The organism is Shewanella corallii (genome assembly GCF_023349125.1).
Lineage (GTDB): Bacteria > Pseudomonadota > Gammaproteobacteria > Enterobacterales > Shewanellaceae > Shewanella > Shewanella corallii.
This window is the reverse complement of record NZ_JAKIKT010000004.1, coordinates 257,192-277,692: the sequence shown is the minus strand read 5'-3', so window position 1 is coordinate 277,692 and position 20,501 is coordinate 257,192. Positions and strand designations below refer to the sequence as shown.

Here is a 20,501-nt window from a genome sequence, read left to right as displayed (position 1 = left end):
AAGGCCAACAGGAGAACGAGATATGAAAAAACTGATAGCGACCTTGATGTTGCTTTGCATCAGTTTTGTGTCACAAGCTGTGTGGCTGAATCCCTCGGGTAAGGTCACAGGCATCATTACCTATGCAGGTCGCGACACTGTGCTTATAACCTTGGATAGTCCGGGAACCAAGGTAAGTGAATGCGCCAGTGATAGTGTGTTCGCTATTGGTCATGACTACTCTGCTGAGCAGCGCGCCAGGATGTATGCCATGTTTCTTGCCGCGCAGGCATCAGATCGCCGTGTGACGGTATCCTACAATGACACCGGCAATTGCGAACCATGGGGAAGTACACCTTCGGTCTATCGAAGAATCGTGCGTATGACCCTGGGGAATTAGTACCGCGGAGATATGTAACATGGATAGAAAACGACTGTTGTTAAGTGGGCTATTGGCTTTAGCGTCATGCATTATTTCTCCTACAGTTGCTGCTGCCGATATTGTGCTTTATGACGTTGCAATTACACAGCTTTACACCCAGAGTCGAGATGGCAGCACTGCTCATTTTATCCGTATCGATAAAGATATTGAGTCCCAGTGCCATGCCGACAGAATCTATATCGATTTCGAGGATAAGGAGTTGTACTCAGCAGCACTTGCATTCAAAGTATCTGGGCAAAGGTTCAATATTGTCTACACCATTGATAGTGAGAATCGACTTGCCAGGAGGCATATATCAATACCATGCAAACTAATCAGCATGTTTTGATAATCTTTTTATTTTAGTTGGTAATATGTATATGAATATCATAAAAATAATATTTGTTGGGATCGCATTTTTATGTTTCGCTCCTGAGCTGTCTGCCGCTCATTACTACAGGAATGTAGAAATTACAGCCGCTGGTATTTATGGCCAAAACGGGAAAAGCATTCTCTTCATTAATATATCCGGAGATAAGTCTGGCATGCCAGCTTGCGCCAGTACCGGGCGCCTTGCAATTAACAGTGATGCTCCTCAGTTTAAGGAGCTGGTCAGTATTGCACTATCCGCCTATGCATTAAATGATTCGCAAGTTGATGTATATGCTAATGGTACTTGTAATTATTGGAGTAATAGTGAGGATATTTTAGGGATAAAGATGGGCGCTATGCCATGGTGAATATTATTAGATCAACTATATTTGTACTTCTTTGTTCGCTTTCAAGTTCAGTGTTTGCTTCTGATGTTCGGGTTCGCGATACCAAAATTGTCAGAATGATTTCCTATAACCAGTTTGGCAATGGTGATGTTGTCTTTCGCACTGAAAGCACATCAGATATTTGCTACGGATATTGGATTACTAAAGTAGATGATGGATTTGATTCAAATTTTAGTATGTTATTGTCCGCGTATCATTCAAGTTCTAAAATCAATGTTTACGCCTATAGTAATCAAAGATGGGCGGGCAGTAGTAATCATTGGTGTAAAGTATATGCAATTGAATATTTGAATTGATAGGTTCCTGTGTCTGCTCGTCAAGACATTGGGTTTTACCATCATTTAGATCTCTGTATTAGTATCTTTGGGTTGTTACTAATTGCTATCTACTAGTTCAATAGTAAAGATGTATATTCCTCTGTTCATTCCTTTGACGATTTTTCCTCGCTAAGCGTTTGTATAGTATAAATATAATGCAATTCATCTCTGAGTTGGCTATATATGGATTATTCGTATAATCAAGGTGTTAACATTCTGGCGGTTAGTTGATATTCCTATAGTACAACTAACGAGAGTTTTATATTTTATGATTAGAATCACGCTATTTTTAATTGCTCTATTGTCTTGCTCCTCATACGCAGCACCTCAATGGTGTAGCGGGAAAATTGTTCGTCTCTATGTTGAACGAAGTGGTTCTGTATATATATTTGGCAGTTGGCGCAATGATTATACGCAGATATGTAACTTAAATTACGATTGGAAGACAGTCTCAACTGAGCTGTGTAAAAGTTGGCTTTCCGTTGCGATGACAGCAAACATCAGCCAATCAAATGTCATTGTGCAGTACTCTGATACGGAATCATGCCAGACGATTCCAAAATATAGTGCGTCACCTTCACCAAATTATCTGATGCTAAAGGAATAGGATAGCTCCAGAATGAAACTATTCACTATTTTTTGCTTCACACTAATATCTGTATTTTCGGCAAATAGCGAAGCGGCTGATTATGTTATTCGAATATGTGATATGCAATCTCACTCGAATTCAAATAGTGCTTATATCAGGCCTTGTGACTATTGGTCGAGCAAAAATGGTTGCCCAGGAACAACTTGGCTGACTTGGGATATGAGTAAGTTTCAAGGGCAGGCTATGTACAGTACAGCCATGGCGGCTTTGGTTGCAGATAAAAAAGTGACCGTGCGACTGGATGGTCGCTCATGCAGCCATTACGACATCACAAGCATGATTCGGCTCCATAAAAATTGAGGTCGGTTCGTTTAGGGTCTATTGACCTTTGAAGATGGCTTTTGCAGCATTTTGTCGTTGTTTTATACAAAGCAACGCGATTGAAGTGTAGTTGTTCTACATAAATGAGCGTTAATGCAGTAGAAGGCGACGACAAACGCTGCCCGAAGGGCTCGGCTATACGCGCTTTACTCTTTGTTGCAAGGTATTTGCTTAGGCCCACTAGGCGGCACACCTTGCGTCGCGATTAAAGCGCGTCTATCTCGAGCAAAATTCAACCATGAAAGGTCAACAGACCCTAGGTAAAGGAATTGAATATGGGATTGCGAAAGTTGGTTTTGTCTTGCCTGCTATTACTTTCATTTGAGGCCAGTGCTGCATATACCTGCCATGGCTTGGTGAAAGGCTTGAGTATTGAAGCCAGAACCGGAGATGTACTTGTAGAGAGAATTGGCCCTTTGCAATGGCCAAGGTTATGCAAGGTCGATGGAGAGCATGAAGGTATCTCTGCTGAGGCGTGTCGGACTGTGTACTCAACCTTGATGACGGCCCAAGTCAGTCAAAAGAGCGTCACTTTGTGGTTTAACGATAACAAGGACTGTTCTGCGGCCAGCCATGCTCCATGGCAGTGGCTGACTGGTTGGTATTTCGGCCCACGCTTGGTGGATTGAGGAGGTTCTCTATGGCTCGGTTTAGTTGGATATCTTCGGTAATCTGCCTCATTTGTCTCATGTGCCACCAACCTGCTGTCGCCAGGGATATCGGGTTTGGGAAACTAAGCGGGGTAAAGGTATATGGCTTCTCTAATGATAAATCCGTTGCTCTATATTTTGAGCCAACGGCCACCCACTTAAATCCAGACTGTGACAGAAAGGCCACCTTCAGTTATTCCGAACATAGTATCGAAGAGATTAATCGTTTCCTCAGTATTGCGATGGCAGCCTACTTAAGCGGTAAGAAGGTTAGGGTTCATTCTCAAAGTGCTAATTGTGAGGGGCATTTTATCGCCTTACAGGATAGCTACTTTTAAAGGAGTATCAGGTTTGAGAACAATAGTGTTGTTGATAGTCATTATTTTAACTGCCCACCCAGGAGTATCCTCCGCGGGCCAGCAGACTGGCCTGATTACTCAGATCAATGTGCGTGATGAAGGTTTGCACTGGTTTCACCTTTCTGGAGATCGCGGGAGTATGCCGGACTGTACGAAGGGCCGATTCACCTACTGGATGATCAAAGACGAAAACTCTGTCTATGGCAAAAGTCAGTTCAGTATGTTGCTTGCTGCCTATATGTCGCAACAACCTGTGACTATCTATGGGACAGGAAATTGTACGCGATGGGGGGACGGAGAGGATATTAATCGTGTGCAACTTAAATAGCTCTGTTGGTGTGCGGGTGTTCAAACCCTTGTTGGCGGTTTTACTTATTATCTCTCCATGTTCTCTAGCTGGAGGCTTCTCTGCTGCAGCAACGCCTACGAGGATTGATATAGAAAGAGGCGGAGGATTGATGATCTTTGGCGCATTTGGTAATCCGTCTAGCTGTAGTGTCAGTGATCGTTTGTATGTTAAAGCAACACATCCTCAATATGACAAGATCTATGCCATGGCGTTAATGGCTTACGCATCGGGTAAAAAGGTATTTGCATACTCTCATAGCTGTGAACCTGTAGGCTGGTATGCAGTTGCAGAGACGACTTTCAATATAGTTCAGCCGTATGCTGCGTTTAATATCAGAGATTGAGGTGTGTTATGAGACTACTTTTCATCTGTCTTGTTTTTATTCTCTCTGTTTCTGATGTAAGTGCAGCAAATATCTGATGCAGAGGGACGGTAACTAATGCTTATATTGATGCGGGAAACAATTTGATAATTCTTGGAACCTGGAGGAATGGCTACACGCGTCTTTATAAGACAGATGGCTCTGCAGAAATTAATTCTGTCACTTGCTCCCTTTGGTTTTCAATTGTGACTACTTCAATGGTACATGAGAAAGAAGTGCTGCTTATGTACTCCGATAACAATGGAACTATGACCTGCGGCTCTATCCCTACATATAGCTCAGCGCCTAACCCTGCTTATGTCATGTTGGTAAAATAATTATCGTATTGGAATGTTAATATGAAAGTTAAGATAATATTTCTCATTGCTTTAGTTTTTCGTCAAACGTTTATGCGGATCCTTGGTCAGGATGGACTAAAATAAAAATTGTGTACCCATATGGTGGCGGCTTAATATTTATGTCCGAGTATTCTAACTCTGAGTTGAGTTCATGTGATAATGGAACCAGATTTCAAATACCATTGTCGCATCCAAATTATAATGTATTGTCTAGTTCATTGTTGACTGCATTTATTACTCAGAAGGATATCTCTTTTAATATTGATAGTGGCCAACCCAGATCCTGCTCGCCAAATATTAATAGGTTTATGGTGCAAAGATGATTCCGATGATCAAGTTGGAGAGAAGAATGAACAACAGGCTAATAGCATTATGCTGCTGCATATTTTTGCTGTTTCATCCAGAATTTGCATTAGCGGGTACAGGCTCTGGTGATGGACAGATTAAATTGCTTTATGTGCACCCCAGTAATAACTGGATTAGAGTCGATTTTACTCAGGGTATCCAGAATCCAGATAATTGTGAGGGCAGTGGGTTTTATATAGTCGAGCTAAATGATAGCAAGTCTTCCGATAGATTTTATAGTGCAATTCTCTCTGCTTATGCAGCACAGAAGACAGTTTACTTTTGGATTGCTGGCTGTTCCTCCGTGGCCCCTTGGGGTAAAAGGAGACCCAAAATTTACGACATCTATATGAAGTGAGGCACGAAAGCTGGAGGGTGTAAGAACTTAGCTTCGCGAGTATCACACATCAAGGCTAGTTTCTTGCTCATTAAAGGAGATCAGAGGGGATTAAGGTGAGGATGTTGGGTTTACTTTTGTTATTGGCCTGCTCGCAGGGGGATGCGGGAAGTCTTATATGTGAGGATGTGAAGGTCAAGCATGTTGTCTAACACATGAATAATAAGATGATGATTCTATGAATCTTCCGGTATTTTCTGCAGTCCAGATGCAGATTGGAACGTATCGGGGACTGGATATGTGACTGGAGCTTAAACCTGTAAGGCTTTGTTTTCGTTATTTCTCGCCGCCAGAACCAGTGGCGAGACTTTGACTCGGGTTCACTTCGATGGTGACGATGTACCTTCAAGCTTTGATGGCTGGGGACATTGGAAGTCTGCCAATATTCGCTTTATCAATTACTGAGGTTCAGTTCTTAGGGATTGTAATCTCGTTCACTCTCTTCGCCCTAATTCACATTGCTTACGATATAATGCCCGCGTATTTTTTGCGGAGGCGGGAATGGACGTATCTTCTTTACTTGATGGTCTGAACGATAAACAGCGTGAGGCGGTGGCAGCGCCACAATCTAGCATGTTGGTGTTGGCGGGTGCCGGCAGTGGCAAAACCCGGGTGCTGACCCACAGAATTGCCTGGCTGATGCAGGTAGAGAACCAGAGTCCCTATTCCATTCTGGCGGTAACCTTTACCAATAAAGCGGCTGCCGAAATGCGCGAGCGGGTTGAGAAAACCGTCGGCGGTAATGTCGGTCGCATGTGGATAGGTACCTTCCATGGCCTGGCACACAGACTGCTGCGTACTCACTATCAGGACGCCAACCTGCCGCAAAGCTTCCAGATCATCGATTCTGACGATCAACTGCGTATGCTCAAGCGTATTCTCAAAACCCTGAATCTGGATGAGAAGCAGTTTCCTCCCCGTATGGTTGCCGGTTATATCAATGGCAAAAAAGATCAGGGGTTGCGCCCCAATCATATCGACGCCGGTGGTTTCCCGCTGGAGCAGCAACTGCTGAACCTGTACAAGGTGTATCAGGACTCCTGCGATCGTGCCGGTCTGGTGGACTTTGCGGAGATCCTGCTGCGTGCTCATGAGCTTTGGCTCAACAAGCCCCATATTCTGGCTCACTATCAGGATAGATTCCGCAATATCCTGGTGGACGAATTTCAGGATACCAACGCCATTCAATATGCCTGGATCCGTGTACTGGCAGGTAATAGCGCCAATGTGATGATCGTGGGCGATGACGATCAGTCGATCTACGGCTGGCGTGGTGCTCAGGTCGAGAACCTGCATAAATTTCTGGGTGATTTTCCGGGGGCCGAAACCATCCGTCTGGAGCAGAACTATCGCTCCACCGGTAATATTCTGAATGCGTCCAACGAACTGATCGCCAATAACCCTGATCGTCTGGGTAAGAAGCTGTGGACTGAAGGCAAAGATGGCGAGCCTATCTCTGTTTACTGTGCTTTTAACGAGATGGATGAAGCCCGCTTTGTGGTCGGGCGTATTATGGATTGGCAGGATAAGGGTGGCATGCTCAGCGAGTGCGCCATTCTTTACCGCTCCAACGCTCAGTCGCGGGTGTTGGAAGAAGCCTTGCTGCACAAAGGTATCGCCTACCGTATCTATGGCGGCTTGCGCTTCTTCGAACGTCAGGAAATTAAAGACGCCATGGGCTACCTGCGCCTGATGGCCAACCGGGATGATGACGCTGCCTTTGAACGTGTGGTCAATACTCCCGCCCGGGGTATCGGTGACAGAACCCTTGATATTCTGCGTTCTACAGCTCGTAACCACTCACTAACTTTGTGGCAGGCGTGTCAGCGTTTGTTGGAAGAGAAGGTACTGGCAGGCCGTGCAGCCAATGCTGTACGTGGTTTTATGGATCTGATTATCCAACTGACCACAGATACCGAAGAGATGCCTTTGTATCGCATGGCTGATACCGTGATCCGTGATTCCGGCCTGAAGGCAATGTACGAGGCAGAGAAGGGCGAAAAGGCCCATGCCCGGGTAGAGAACCTTGAAGAACTGGTGACGGCAGCCCGCACTTTTGAGATGCCCGAGGAGCTTGAGGATATGGGTGAGCTCAATGCCTTCCTGTCCCATGCTGCTTTGGAAGCCGGTGAAGGTCAGGCTGATGCCTTTACCGATGCGGTTCAGTTGATGACGCTGCACGCCGCCAAAGGTCTGGAATTCCCCGTGGTGTTTATGGCCGGTGTTGAAGAGGGTTTGTTCCCCAGCAAGATGGCTTTGGAGGAGGGCGATCGACTCGAAGAGGAGCGTCGCCTGTGTTACGTGGGGATGACCCGAGCCATGCAGCATCTGTATATCACCTATGCTGAGTCCCGTCGTATTTACGGCCGCGAGGACTACTCCAGACCATCACGCTTTATCAAGGAGATCCCGCCTCAGTATTTGAACGAGATCCGTTTGAAGGCATCGGTGAGTGCACCTATGGCCAACAACAGATTCAATCAGCAACAGAAGGTGTTCAATGACTCAGGCTTCGCCATGGGCGACAGAGTCACGCACTTCAAATTTGGTGAAGGCAGGGTGACCAACTATGAGGGCAGTGGCCCTCAGGCGCGGGTGCAAGTGAACTTTGATGACGTCGGCAGTAAGTGGCTGGTCGTGGCTTACGCCAAACTGCAGAAGGTTTGATAGAGCAAAAAGTAAAAGCTGCAACTACGAAGCGCAGAAAGACAAGTAGCTTGAGTTTGTGCAGGAGCGACTTTGGATGGCTTAACTGGCGGTCACAATTGGTTATGTGATCGCCATCAAGTCAGCAAAGGCCTGTACAGTGACTGAATTACTTGCATAATGGATGACAAAGTGGGGCTGAAGTCGTATCAGGAGAGCCTAACGTAATGAATATTAGGGAAAAATTAGATGCTTATGCGAGGCTGGCGCGAATTGACCGGCCCATAGGTACCACCTTGTTACTTTGGCCATGCATGATGGCCTTGGTGCTGGCAGCCAATGGTATGCCGGATCTTAAGGTGCTGGCCATCTTTATCGTTGGTGTGTTTGTGATGCGCGCCTGTGGCTGCATCATCAATGACTTTGCTGACCGTAAACTTGATGCCCACGTAGAGCGCACCAAAGGCCGCCCATTGGCAACCGGAGAAGTCACCTCGAAGGAAGCATTAATCCTGTTCGTGGTGCTGGCATTGTTCGCCTTTGGTCTGGTGCTGATGCTGAACCCACTGGTGGTTCAGTTGTCTGTGGTGGGCATTATCCTCACCATTATCTATCCCTTTACCAAGCGCTTTACCAATATGCCGCAGATGTTCCTTGGCATTGTCTGGAGCTGGTCTATCCCCATGGCTTACGCGGCCCAGTTGGGTGAAGTGCCACATGCCGCATGGTGGCTGTTTGCCGCGAACTGGTGCTGGACTGTGGCCTACGACAGCATGTACGCCATGGTAGACAGGGATGATGACCTCAAGATAGGGATCAAATCCACTGCCATCATGTTTGGCAGTTATGACAGGCATATTATCGCCCTGTTCCAGCTGGCTGCATTGGCGTGTTTTATCACTGCCGGTTGGGCAGCAGATCGCGGTCTTTTGTATGCGCTGGGAATCATCACCTTTATCGGCTTTGGTCTGTACCAGCAAAAGCTGATCAATGGTCGTGAGCGCGCCCCATGCTTCAAGGCCTTCCTCAATAACAACTGGGCGGGCATGGTGCTGTTTATCTTCCTGGGTGCGGATCTATACTTCTTCGCCTGATGAGTTTAAGCGTCGGAGACCTGTGTATCCGGCGCATCAAGCTCCACTCCTTCAGACTGTTTATGTGAAACAGATCTCCTTCCTGATTGTGCCGAAAGACAGTGCTATTCTGGCAGACACTTATCTTCTGTTAAGCTGTGACGCTTATTGCAGTCATCCGGCATCAACGCTAATCGGTACAAGAGGCATATCCTGGGCATGAAAATCGTCAAACAAAGTCTGGAAGGGCAGACCACACAATACCTGCGCCAGGCGATCATTGATGGTCATATTGGCTTGGGTGAAAAGCTTGTAGAGAGCAATCTAGCTAAGGAGCTGGACTTGTCCCGCAGTACCATACGCATGGCGCTGAACTCTCTGGTTCATGATGGTCTGGTGGTGCAGAAGCCCTACTCCGGCTGGCATGTGATCTCTATTGAGCGGGAAGATCTGTGGGAGCTGTACAATCTGCGTCTGGCCCTTGAAGGTCAGGCCGCTGAGATGGCGACGCTGAAAGCTTCAGAGAATGACAAACTCAGACTCAAGGCACTGTTTGAAGAATACTGTCAGCTTTGCATTGATGCGCCGACAGATATTCAGGCGGTCAGTGAGATGGACTGGCGTTTTCACCAGTTGGTGGTGGAGATCAGCGGCAGTGATCGCATGAAGTCCATGTATGAGCGTATTCTGTACCAGCTGAAAGCCTACATAGGCATGACTCACCAGGATTACGACCTGTCTCAAAGTGGTGAGTGCCACAGAGCCCTGGTTGAAGCCATTTGTAGCGGTGATGGTGACCTTGCCCATAAAGAGGCGAGAGCCAATATTACGCTGTTCAGCGAGTTGCGAAGTGAAGAGCTGACTGCTGAATAATGATGGAAACACAGAAGGTGCCAATGGCACCTTTTTTGTTTTTGTTTCTGTTCGATACAAAAAACGCCCGCAGTTGCGGGCGTTTTAGCTTTGAAATCAATTACTGAGCCATCAGCAATTATTCAGCAACCGGCTGCTGAGAAACAGCCTTCTTACCAAATTTGATCTTGTCACCCAGGGTGTAGATACACAGGGCGATAACTACGGTCACTACACCGGCCAGCTTCTGCAGTGTGATGGTTTCACCCAGCAGGAAGTAAGCCACAACCATGGCAAACAGTGGCAGCACGTTCAGCGCCATAGTGGTGATAACTGCGTCCTGAGTTTTCAGGGTAGCCAGTTCCCAGATAGCGTAGGCGATACCGGAACACAGCAGACCCAGCGCCATGATGGCAGCAAAGTTCTTACCGTTTTCAACCAGTACAGCAGCTGAGCTGAAGTCTGCGCCTGTCACTACACCCAGTACCAGCAAGGCGACAGTGGCTGCAGCAAACTGGTAGAAGCTGCTTGAGAACAGGTCGTAACGGGAGTTCAGATCAGAACCAAACTTACCCAGAATATAGTTGTAGGTTACGAAGCCCAGTACACCCATCAGAGCGAACAGGTGGCCCAGATTCAGGCCCTGAATCTTGTTGGTTGGGTCATAGGCAATCACACCGGCACCGGCCAGAGACAGCACCACCGCGAAAATTTTAGGTGCAGTCGGCTTAATCTTGTCGATAACAAATACCGCCAGCATGGTCAGGAACGGTGCCATACCGTTGATTACACCGATCTCGCCGGAAGAGGTGAACTCATAGGCCAGAATGGTGAAGTAGAAAAACACTGCCTGGGCAGATACACCGGCAGCTGCCAGCAGAGCAAAGTCTTTCTTGCTTTGGATCTTCTTCAGGGTGTGCTTGCGGGAGAACATAAACAGCAGCACAAAGCCCAGAGTGGCAATAGCGTAACGGGCGATCGCCAGCACAACAGGGTCCAGCTTACCGGCCAGAACACCACCCAGAGGGAAAGATGCGCCCCACAGCGCGGCACACACCAGGGCCAGGGTCAGACCCAGTGATTTATTTGGAGTAACAGTACTCATTTTTCAGATCTCGAATAAAGGCGCTGCGCTCAGCGCCTTTGAAAAAGGGGAGAGTTATTGCGGGCAAATACCGATAACATGCTCTAAACGCTGGTCTTTCTGGTACAGGGATGCATAGGCATAACCCACACCTTCCAGGTTGGTCTTGTCACCGTTGGCAACAGCAAACACACGCTCAACAATCTTGTTGGATACGTTGTCGATGGTGTCGGTCGCATCCATGATGCCGCAGGCATTGATATCCATGTCTGCAGTGATCAGCGAGCTGTTACCGGATACGCGGATAACCGGAACGATAGAGTTGTTAAAGCCTGCTGCACCGGCAGTCCAGAGGATCAGCTGAGCGCCCAGAGAGGCAAAGTGCATAGCCGAGCCACCACACAGCATGGTGGTTTCAGTCAGGTAGAAACCTGGTGTGGTTGGCTTCTCACGGTGAATATGGCTGATACGCAGACAGTCCTGGATCGGGCGGGAACCTGTCTTGTGCATGGCACCCTGAGACTTCTCATCGATGGTGGTCAGGCCGCCAACACTGTTACCGATAGACATGGTTTCAGTGCCTTCAATCACGTGCCAGCGCTTCAGATCTTCAGCGATCAGACGTTCGATCTTGTCGCCCACTTCAGGGGAAACAGAACGTGCCTTCAGAATATCTTCACAACCCAGCAGTTCCAGCAGTTCGCCGGCCATAGTGGTGGCACCCAGGTCGATCAGCTTGTCAGAAGCCGCACCCACAGATGGGTTTGAAGCCAGACCGCTGGAGGTGTCAGAGCCACCACACTTGATACCGATGCGCAGCGCAGATACTGGGGCGTCTACACGCTCGATACCGTCAGCGTGGGCTTTCAGTTGTTTGGCCAGTTCGATACCGTCTTTGATGGTCTCGATAGTGCCTTTGTTTTTAATTACAGTCAGGGTATGAGCAGGCAGGCCTTCGGCGCGAACCGGACCGGCAACCAGCTCAGGGTCAATAGAGCCACAACCCATGGCAATCACCAGTACACCGGCGATGTTTGGGTTAATGCCAGTGTGGATGATGGTGTCGATCATCTCTTCGTTACCGCCGTACATACAGGTGTAGTGGTTGGTAACAACAACTGAGCCTTCAATCTCTTTGCTGATGTTGCGTGCGATACCTTCGCAGCACTCATCAATGGCCACGATCATAACGTGGTTACGAATACCAAAGGTGCCGTTTGGACGTGGGTAGCCTTTAAATGTTGCGGTCATTACTTTTCAATCCCCATCTGCTTGATGATTTCTTCGATAATGGCTTCTGGAATATCCAGGCGTTCACTGCGTACGTTCTGCACGTGAACCAGCTGGCCCAGCGGGATCTCGGTAATGGACTTACCGATGGAATGACCGGCTTTAAGAATCTGTTCGCCGTTGGCGATATCGCACAGGGCGATCTTGTTGCCGAAGGTAATTTTCTGAAGTGCCTTAATCTCAGCGATCACTTCATTGTCAGCAGAAATAATTTCTACTACTTCATGTTTTTCTACGTCACCCAGCAATGTTGCTACGTTGTCGTTAGAAGCAAGTTTGATTGCTTTCATTTATCGTCGTCTCAGCTATCGTTGATTTCCCGGGGTTGCTGTCCTGTGCACTGATCAGCAACTGGTTTCCCGGTTACCCATTTGCAGCCAAATGGGCGGATACATGTCGAACCTTATCCATGCGAAATGTTATCCGTCCCTTCTTTCGCTCATGGTCGATTGTCCGACAATCGACATTATACGGATAAGCTAAGGCTAAAATACGATCCTGATCACAGTCGGCTGGCACATTGTCAAATATGAGATCACGGCCACAGAACGAATCGCATTGTTTTTTCGCTATATGGATGTTGAAGTCTTATAAGTTGGGGGGCTTACTGGAAGTGTGTGCTTACATTTTCTGGCGTCGAACTCTATTGTGTTTGTCTGTTATTGCAGCAAAAACCTGCATATTTGAGGTGCTTTAGCTGGGGCGCGTATTCTGATTGAAGAAAAGATAAGCAGCAAGATGTCAGCATAAATTTTGATTTGAACTGCTGCCAGAGGCGTTTAATGGCAGTGATATTGCTGCTATAGTGCGCCGATTTTTCGTCATCTGTCGCCCATAAACGACAGCCGACACAGCGCTGAGACACTGCCTTTTATGCCTGACTAAAAGTACTCAAGCGCAATCCGAAAATTTTAGTGAGATGTGAAGCCATGAACCGCAGAAAGAAAATCAATCAGACGCTGATTGCCAAAGACAAAAAGAAGAAAGCCAAACTGCATGGCAGTAATAAGCCTAAGTATGTCAGCAAAGCTGAACGCGAGAGGTTGGCAGCTCTGGCAGAGCAGGGGGCCACCGAGGTGATTCAATCTGAAGCTCAGATTTACCCGCTGGTTGAGTAAGCCCTTGCAGGGCTTTGCCGCTATCACGGCGAGAGATAGCCAAGCTTCGCTTGGCAGAACTGGCGTTCTTCTGTCCCTGGCGGGACATGCCGCTTTCAGCGACGAAAGTCGTGGGTCTCCAACCCACACCCGGGGAAAGGGGACCGTTCCGGCTGGCCCCCTTATCCAATCCCCCATCGACTCCCGGCGAAGTGGAAATCCCCTCGGTGATTAGGTTCAAATTACCTATCGCGCCAGACGCTCGTCCATGATTCGACTGGCGCTGACTTGGCATCCATGCCTCGTCCACGGCATTTGTACCCATCCCCTTCGGCCACTTCGAGGGAGACTAGGTGTAACCTTCAACTCTTGTGTACTCAAAAAGATATGGGGGTCCTGTCTTCTCTCCCTGAACCCAGCGCGGTTAGTTCTTTGATTTCACGGCCGAATTAACTCTGCTTTTTTAGTGTTGAACTCAGCTTCTGAAATAACGCCTTTTTCTTTCAGTATGTGAAGCTTCTCGATTTCGTCTGCAACACTCGAGACTGAAAGTTGGTTTTTTTCAGGAAGGATAAAGCTCCACACAAGCGCGACCAGCCATCCGGCTCCACCTAACAGGCCGCCAAAAATATTGACGAGTGCGATAGGAACTGCATAAGGATGATTCTTTTTGAGAGCGATAATTGTTGGGAGAAAGGCTACCGGAAGAACTACCAAACTAATCAGAATTGGATAGAAGATAGTAATGTCCATAGTTAATCCTGAACTCTAAAGTGAATCTTGTCTGATACTAGCACGCTTGATTCTAAAGACATATGAGCCGCACTCTAGTGCGCTTAGTTGTCTCCTGAAGGCTGGTGAGCTTTCCTCTTTTTCGTACCTAATTAAATTAGAGGAGGTCTTTTCAATGGGATTGCTGGGCTGAAGCTACTCGTTACCTGTAATACTACCGTTCTGAATGTAGTGCTTTATTCTTTCGATTCTGGCTGTGTCTCTATGACTATCGATTTGTTTTGAACCGTCACAAATGCCAATGCGGATATCATTTTCGCGTTTAAAGATCAGGTATTCCCGGCCTATGGTCATCATAACCCCACAGTCACCGCCACCAGTGCCGGTTTGTATAAGGTCAATGTCCGGGGCGTATCCTTTTATTCTGTCTTTGACCTGCAGGTGTCCCTGAACCTGATGCCAACCGTCGTATGATTCAGGGTAAACAAGCTCTGCAGACTTCAATTCCCCAATGTAAATAATATCTGCACCTTCAACGGTGCCTTTCAGGCTCAAATCTACGCACGAGCATGCGTAGCCATAACCTGGAAGCAGCAAGAGCATGAGTAAACTGAACTGTTTCATATCAAAGCACCTCCATGCCAGCAAACCGGACATCTCACGGATGGAATCTAAGCTAGCGAATGGAATTGGTAGTGTCTAATGGGAAGGGATGGCGGTCGCAGTTTTAAAGTTGATTATCCAAGCTTCGCTTGGCAGAACATCGCGGACAAATCAGTCCTTGTAAAACAGCCAGTTTGCCGCCCATGGCTCAGTGACGCTTATGCTGTCATCCATGACAGCATCCACTATTGCATCCTAATCCCTCGATTCTAGCATCCTGCTTCGTTCTACCTCCTGCATCCATGCAGTCGTCCGGTAACTCCGGACGGGGACTAAATGCAATCTGCTCCGAAGGGTTAACTAACTGTGGTGCAGGAGTTACTTTGGACTCTAGAGGAGTATCTGGCCTTGCTCACCCGAACACACCACGGAAAGTGTTTTTGTGTGAAAATGGAGCGCCATCGACACACAAAAAAGAGCGTAGCATTATGTGCCGGATGGAGTAATTTGTTAGACGACACAATCCTAAACATAATCACGGTCTTCCTATACCAGTTGCTAGAGCTAACAACTCTGCATAGCCTTCTATTGAGTGTGCCTTTATGCTTGAAAGTAACTTGGGAACGTGGCCAGCCAATCCAAATGTGTCGGTACGCTCTGTCAATCCAATCGTTCCTGTATCAGTGAGCTCGTACTCTTTGCTGCTGTCAGCGAAGCCCATCTTTCTAAGCGGCACCGTTGGAACGAGATCATTCTTTCTATAAATATGGTGCGGGCCCGGGAAATTACAGACGCTACCAAGTCCGCAATACCGAGGCATACCAAAAGTATATGCGCAAATAGCATGACCCGGAATTTCCTCTGCTAGCCATATCCTAGTATTCCGGGCACCGTGGATCGCATAGCCTACAGCGGCCATTGCTCCTCCTAGTGAATGGCCAGTCCATACAACCTTGAGTTCGTTTCCAGAATTCTGTCGCTTCTTAATTTGGTCAGAGATAGATGCGAACTGAGGAATAACCGACTCAAAGAATCCTCGATGAAAGAATTGGTCGTCAAATCTAACGTAGCCATAATCAAAGGGATGAAAGTGTGGACTTCCATAAACATAATACTTCTCGGCATCTATATTTGCTTTCCAGTCCCAAAGCTCGCGGAATACCGTGCCTCTTATTGCAAGTATCACTACATCGTTAAGGATTGTGCCGAGCACCAATGCATATCGACCACGAACTATGAAAAATCTAGCATCTAAGTTCGCTTCGCCAAGCCCGTCGAGAATTGAGTTGACGGTGTGGTTTGCAATCAAGCTCCTATAAGTCTCGCTAGCAAAAAGATGAATTCGACTTGCCTTCTTTAATTCATACTCCTGAACATCTTCGTAAACTATTGAGGATAGTTCGGCACAAACCTGTGCCTTTCCGACAGAAAAGGACTCATCATTCCAATCTTGCTGGTAAGCAAGACTAAGAATTCCTTTCAAACGATTTTTAAGGTTTGCATCCATGATTTGTCTCCGCAGCATGACCGCCTAACCTTTTAATAACAAGAATCGCTATTTATTTGAATAACAGGACCTATCATTATCTCACTTTATAATTCACGTATAACGGACAGGGTTGATGGTTAAGGTATTGAATAATTGGTGATTTATTGGTCATTGTCTAGATGTCTATGAATTGTCTCTCTGGGATAACTGGAGCGCAAAAAGTAACTTTGAGACAACTCCGAGTTGGCGGGATACACCCATTCCCCATCGGTGCCGCCGAAGAATGTTGATGAAAATTGCGTGGCTTCGACATGGATGTCGAAGCAGGCTCGTCGAATCATGGACGAGCGTCTGAGCCGATAGCCATTTTCATCATAAATTCGAGGGGTAGTCGGCACCGTCTGGGGCGGCAAGGGAGATGCAAGAGGGAATTGCTGTTGATCCCCTCTTGCCCGGGTGAAGCCTGGAAGGCTTCGATCTTCCTATCGCCGGAACGGCGATTATTCTCTATGCCGAAGGCAAGTGTGGGGTGGAGACCCACGATTTCGGCCAAGCGCAGCTTGGCTCTCCAATCCCTAAGCTGAAGCCACTTCAAAAGCTGGAACCTGAACTCCCAACCCTTGGACCCCTCAGGACTAAATCAAAGAGATCCCCCGCGGCATCAATTGGCCGCGATATTCTCTGGAGTCTTCCCCGCATATTTGGCAATCAACTTATCCAAATACGGTTGTACGCCTTTGTCATCCCAGTGCAGGAAGCCGCGCATAAAGCCCACCAGGTTACCGGCGCCGTCAAATACATAGGTGGCTGGCACTACGTTGGCTGGCATGATCTGCTCAACCTTCTTGGTTGGGTCAGTTAGAGATTCAAAATCCTTAAAACCATGCTCTTCCATAAAGGCCGGAATGTTTTCCGGATGCTCGTCGATAGACAGAGATACGATCTCAATCTGGTTGCCCTTGTTGTTGGCCTTCAGCTTTTGCAGCGCCGGGATCTCCTGCAGACAAGGAGGACACCAGGTCGCCCACAGGTTCAGCAGCAACAGCTTGCCGTGGTAGTCGCTCAGCTTGACGGAGTTACCCTCAAGATCGGTAAAGGCTATGTCCTTTACGGTGCGGGCGTGCTGCATTTCGATAAAGCCGGTCATCTGCATGGTTTTCGGAATAGGCTCACCTGTGTGGTAGGCCTTGTTCTGCAGAGTGTGGGTGTTGGCGTTTACGCTGGCGGCGGCCAGGGTCAGGCACAGACCTGCGCCCAGGTTCAGACCCAGGCTCTTGGCTGACAGGAGTTTCTTCATCATGTTGAGCAGACTTCCTTGGAATTAAGTGAATTTCAAATGCCGACTTATGCGGCACGACGTGAGCGACGGACAAACAGCACGCAGCCGCCAATCCCGCCAAGCAATAGCAGTGCAGGGCCAAACCAGAGCAGGGCAGTGCCGCCGCTCAGGCCTGGGCTATAACGGATCTTCTCGCCGTATCTCTGCACCAGATAATCAACGATTTCGCCCTTGGTTTTACCCTCATCCAGCAGACGGAAGATATGGCCTTTCAGCTCATTGGCAATCTGGGCGTTGGAGTCAAACAGGCTTTGGTTGACCGACATGGGGCAGCGCAGTTCACGGGCGATTTCAAAGCCGAGATCTTTCTTCTGCTCCGGGGTGTACACCACTGCCGCCTCGCTGGAAGCGATAAACAGACCGGAGACGACGATTGCCGCGAGCAAGGCAATCGTCATTTTTTTCATTTGGGCAATCATGCAGATTCTCCTGCGAGTAGTGGCTGTTGGGCAGGATGTGATTCAGTCACGCTAACCCGACGTCGGCAAGGCAGAGCACACAGCAGGCCGCCAATCATCATCAGAGCGCCACCCAGCCAGATCCAGCAGGCCAGCGGCTTGATGCTGATACGCACCAGATATTCAGTGTCGGAAAGCTGCACACCTTTGGAGATATAGAGGTCGCGCAGGAAACCACGGTCGATACCTGCCTGGGACATCTGCATGCCATTGCTCTTAAAAGTCTGACGTTGCGGGAAGATATACCCCAGCGGGTTTTCTTCGGCGTCCAGTACAGCAATGCGGGCTTGCAGCGCAGTAAAGGCGGTGGATTCGACATTCTCTGTGGCTTCATACACAAAGATGTAGTCACCCAGCGGCTTGCCCTGACCGGGACCCATGCGCAGCATGGCTTCCTCTTCATAGTTGGAGATAGCCGTGGCACCGATAATGGAGACCACGGCACCGAAGTGGGCGATATACATGCCCAGCATACGGCGACTGAACTTGCGGTTTTGACCTTTACAGGCAAACAGACTCAGGATCAGGCAACCCAGCAACCAGATGGCGGAGGCACTGCCCAGCCAAAGGAACAGGTTCATCGGCTCTTTATGCAAGACACATAAAGTGGTGGCGCCCACCAAAGTGATGGCGGCCAACATCAGCAGAGGTTTCAGCTGCAGGCTTCTGTCTTTCTGCCACTGCACCATAGGGGTGATGCCCATAAGCACCACAGTGACAAAGGTCAGGGGTACGAAGATGGCGTTAAAGTAAGGTGCGCCGACAGAGATAGTGCCCAGACCTGCCAGTTCAAACAGCAGCGGGTAGAAGGTACCGAGCAGCACCGACATGGCGGCGGCCACCAGTATGGCAACGCCCATCAGAATAAAGCTGTCTTTGGAAACCAGCTCAAAATCCAGTGCGCGCTTAAAACGTTCACCTTTGAGGGCAAACAACAGCAGGGCACCGGCCACAAAGATAATCAGCAGGCTGAGAATAGACATGCCCCGGGTGGGGTCAGATGCAAAAGCATGTACCGACTGCACTATGCCGGAGCGCACCAGGAAGGTACCCAACAAACTCAGAGAGAAGGCCAGCAGGCACAGCAGTAGTGTGGTCAGCTTTAGGCCGTCGCGTTTCTCGGTAACGATAACCGAGTGCAGCAGTGCAGTGGCAACCAGCCAGGGAATAAAGGAGGAGTTTTCCACTGGGTCCCAGAACCACCAACCGCCCCAGCCCAGCTCGTTATAGGCCCACCAGGAGCCCAGTGCATTGCCACCGGTGAGGAATACCCAGGCGATCAATACCCAGTGACGCAGCCAGCCCGCCTGATGTTTTTCCAGCTTACTGCCCAGCAAAGCTGCCATGGCGGCGGCAAAGATAATGGTCAGGCCCACATAACCCAGGAACAGCAAAGGTGGGTGGAAGATAAGGCCGATATCCTGCAGTACCGGGTTCAGGTCGCGACCTTCAATGGGAATATTGGGCAGGTTGCGGGCAAAGGGGTTGCTGGTAAACAGCAAAAACAGGTTAAAGCCCGCAATGATCATCCCCAGAATGGCCTGCTGACGGGCAATAAAGTCAGGGTCATCCTGGTAGTGTTGCAGGGCAATAATGGCGCCCCACACGGCAATCAGGGTTACCCACAGCAACATGGAACCTTCGTGGCTGCCCCAGACGGCGGCGATTTTATAGAACCAGGCCAGCTGGGTATTGGAGTGGTTGGCCACATAGCTGATAGAGAAATCGTCGCTGATAAAGCCCCACGCCAGACACAATACCGAGGTGACCAGAGCCAAAGCGGCACTGGAGCTGAGTACCCGGGTGTAACTGCGCAGATAACCATTATTGGTCATGACACCATATAAAGGTACCAATGCCATAAGTAAGGCTAAGGCTGTGCTGATAATAAGCAGCAGGTGTCCGATTTCTGCAATCATCTTAATCCTTTCTGAATACAGTCAATCTGCCTTCCGGCAAATCAATTGTTTCTTCCAGCTATAACAGTGTGCGGTGCACCAGCTTATATATGCCGAAGCAAATGATATTGATTGGCGAATATTAAGTAAGCGGTACAGATTGGATAAGTGGTGTGACGAAAATCGCGCTTTTATATAAGCCTTTGCTGTTTTCAAATTCACATCACGCGCAAAGCGTATCCCAAGCGATCGGCGGTTAATGTGATCTTGCCTAATTAATCTAAACCTCAAGTTTTGAGACTGTGATTTTTTATATTTTTGAATAGGGGTAAAACGCCTTTTAGATATAAAAAGCTAAAAATCAGAACTGAAATAAAATCTTGTGGTTGAGTCTAAGTTGTTGTTTTTGCTGGTGGTTTTAGGGTTTTATAAGTCGTTATATGTGAGCGGAAAATTAGTGTGCGCTAGTTCAGGTTTTTCATTCCTTGGCTGTGAAGAATAGGCCTTGCTCAAGTGTTTATGTCGTTCGGTGAACTGTCGGGTTCAGTGACAAAAATAAAACTAACTTGGGAAGGATTGAATAGGTCTAGTGAGGGCTCTGCGGCGATTACAGTCGATAGATGCAAGGCGCAGCTCGAAGTTAATGGTGCTCCC

At 48.2% G+C, this 20,501-nt stretch carries 20 protein-coding genes; 11 read left to right on the top strand and 9 right to left on the bottom strand.

All coding sequences use genetic code 11. The annotated features are described in order from the left end of the window. The first annotated feature begins 22 nt into the window (after positions 1–22). The 10 genes from L2725_RS12805 (at position 23) to L2725_RS12755 (ending at position 9,878) form a co-directional block, all read left to right on the top strand. Positions 23–379, top strand: a complete 357-nt coding sequence (locus tag L2725_RS12805; RefSeq protein ID WP_249249321.1) for a hypothetical protein — start codon at positions 23–25, stop codon at positions 377–379. A gap of 19 nt (positions 380–398) precedes the next feature. After that, positions 399–749, top strand: a complete 351-nt coding sequence (locus L2725_RS12800; protein WP_249249320.1) for a hypothetical protein — start codon at positions 399–401, stop codon at positions 747–749. Between the two features lie 31 nt (positions 750–780). After that, positions 781–1,140 carry a hypothetical protein gene (locus L2725_RS12795; RefSeq protein WP_249249319.1) on the top strand — a complete coding sequence of 120 codons (360 nt, stop codon included), beginning with the start codon at positions 781–783 and terminating at the stop codon, positions 1,138–1,140. A gap of 975 nt (positions 1,141–2,115) precedes the next feature. Further along, complete coding sequence (locus tag L2725_RS12790; RefSeq protein WP_249249382.1) at positions 2,116–2,445, top strand: hypothetical protein; 330 nt, start codon at positions 2,116–2,118, stop codon at positions 2,443–2,445. 296 nt (positions 2,446–2,741) lie between these two features. After that, positions 2,742–3,095, top strand: a complete 354-nt coding sequence (locus L2725_RS12780; RefSeq protein WP_249249317.1) for a hypothetical protein — start codon at positions 2,742–2,744, stop codon at positions 3,093–3,095. A 643-nt stretch (positions 3,096–3,738) separates the two neighbouring features. Continuing rightward, positions 3,739–4,167: a hypothetical protein gene (locus tag L2725_RS12775; RefSeq protein ID WP_249249316.1), complete on the top strand. Its 429-nt coding sequence runs from the start codon at positions 3,739–3,741 to the stop codon at positions 4,165–4,167. 726 nt (positions 4,168–4,893) lie between these two features. Next, the gene (locus tag L2725_RS12770; RefSeq protein ID WP_249249315.1) at positions 4,894–5,247 is read left to right on the top strand and encodes a hypothetical protein; all 354 of its coding nucleotides are present in this window, start codon (positions 4,894–4,896) and stop codon (positions 5,245–5,247) included. A 540-nt stretch (positions 5,248–5,787) separates the two neighbouring features. Continuing rightward, entirely contained in the window at positions 5,788–7,953 is a 2,166-nt protein-coding gene (uvrD, locus tag L2725_RS12765) for a DNA helicase II (RefSeq protein ID WP_249249314.1), read from the top strand. 206 nt (positions 7,954–8,159) lie between these two features. After that, positions 8,160–9,026 carry a 4-hydroxybenzoate octaprenyltransferase gene (gene ubiA, locus L2725_RS12760; RefSeq protein WP_249249312.1) on the top strand — a complete coding sequence of 289 codons (867 nt, stop codon included), beginning with the start codon at positions 8,160–8,162 and terminating at the stop codon, positions 9,024–9,026. Between the two features lie 198 nt (positions 9,027–9,224). Then, positions 9,225–9,878 carry a GntR family transcriptional regulator gene (locus tag L2725_RS12755; RefSeq protein ID WP_249249311.1) on the top strand — a complete coding sequence of 218 codons (654 nt, stop codon included), beginning with the start codon at positions 9,225–9,227 and terminating at the stop codon, positions 9,876–9,878. A 118-nt stretch (positions 9,879–9,996) separates the two neighbouring features. On the opposite strand, the gene L2725_RS12750 is transcribed toward L2725_RS12755, so the two are convergent. The 3 genes from L2725_RS12750 to L2725_RS12740 are packed head-to-tail and all read right to left on the bottom strand — an operon-like array spanning position 9,997 to position 12,521. Then, the gene (locus L2725_RS12750; RefSeq protein ID WP_249249310.1) at positions 9,997–10,962 is read right to left on the bottom strand and encodes a DMT family transporter; all 966 of its coding nucleotides are present in this window, start codon (positions 10,960–10,962) and stop codon (positions 9,997–9,999) included. A 54-nt stretch (positions 10,963–11,016) separates the two neighbouring features. Then, positions 11,017–12,192, bottom strand: a complete 1,176-nt coding sequence (locus L2725_RS12745; RefSeq protein ID WP_249249309.1) for a UxaA family hydrolase — start codon at positions 12,190–12,192, stop codon at positions 11,017–11,019. Next, a complete protein-coding gene (locus tag L2725_RS12740; protein ID WP_248936478.1) occupies positions 12,192–12,521 on the bottom strand; it encodes a UxaA family hydrolase in 330 nt (109 codons plus the stop codon). The genes L2725_RS12745 and L2725_RS12740 overlap by 1 nt, the downstream gene beginning before the upstream one ends. Before the next feature lie 639 nt (positions 12,522–13,160). Here L2725_RS12740 and L2725_RS12735 point away from each other — a divergent pair. After that, positions 13,161–13,349: a DUF2986 domain-containing protein gene (locus L2725_RS12735; protein WP_249249308.1), complete on the top strand. Its 189-nt coding sequence runs from the start codon at positions 13,161–13,163 to the stop codon at positions 13,347–13,349. Between the two features lie 417 nt (positions 13,350–13,766). On the opposite strand, the gene L2725_RS12730 is transcribed toward L2725_RS12735, so the two are convergent. The 6 genes from L2725_RS12730 to L2725_RS12705 all read right to left on the bottom strand — a co-directional run bounded on the left by L2725_RS12730 (position 13,767) and on the right by L2725_RS12705 (position 19,868). Beyond that, positions 13,767–14,081, bottom strand: coding sequence for a superinfection immunity protein (locus tag L2725_RS12730; protein ID WP_249249307.1), 315 nt, complete (start codon positions 14,079–14,081; stop codon positions 13,767–13,769). 174 nt (positions 14,082–14,255) lie between these two features. Then, the gene (locus L2725_RS12725) at positions 14,256–14,684 is read right to left on the bottom strand and encodes a hypothetical protein (protein ID WP_249249306.1); all 429 of its coding nucleotides are present in this window, start codon (positions 14,682–14,684) and stop codon (positions 14,256–14,258) included. A 514-nt stretch (positions 14,685–15,198) separates the two neighbouring features. Further along, a complete protein-coding gene (locus L2725_RS12720) occupies positions 15,199–16,170 on the bottom strand; it encodes a lipase family protein (RefSeq protein WP_249249305.1) in 972 nt (323 codons plus the stop codon). A 643-nt stretch (positions 16,171–16,813) separates the two neighbouring features. Continuing rightward, positions 16,814–17,452 (bottom strand): TlpA family protein disulfide reductase, encoded by a 639-nt coding sequence (locus L2725_RS12715; RefSeq protein ID WP_249249304.1) that lies wholly within the window; start codon positions 17,450–17,452, stop codon positions 16,814–16,816. A 44-nt stretch (positions 17,453–17,496) separates the two neighbouring features. Then, positions 17,497–17,910: a cytochrome c-type biogenesis protein gene (locus tag L2725_RS12710; RefSeq protein ID WP_249249303.1), complete on the bottom strand. Its 414-nt coding sequence runs from the start codon at positions 17,908–17,910 to the stop codon at positions 17,497–17,499. Next, positions 17,907–19,868 carry a heme lyase CcmF/NrfE family subunit gene (locus L2725_RS12705; protein WP_249249301.1) on the bottom strand — a complete coding sequence of 654 codons (1,962 nt, stop codon included), beginning with the start codon at positions 19,866–19,868 and terminating at the stop codon, positions 17,907–17,909. The genes L2725_RS12710 and L2725_RS12705 overlap by 4 nt, the downstream gene beginning before the upstream one ends. Between the last annotated feature and the right edge of the window lie 633 nt (positions 19,869–20,501).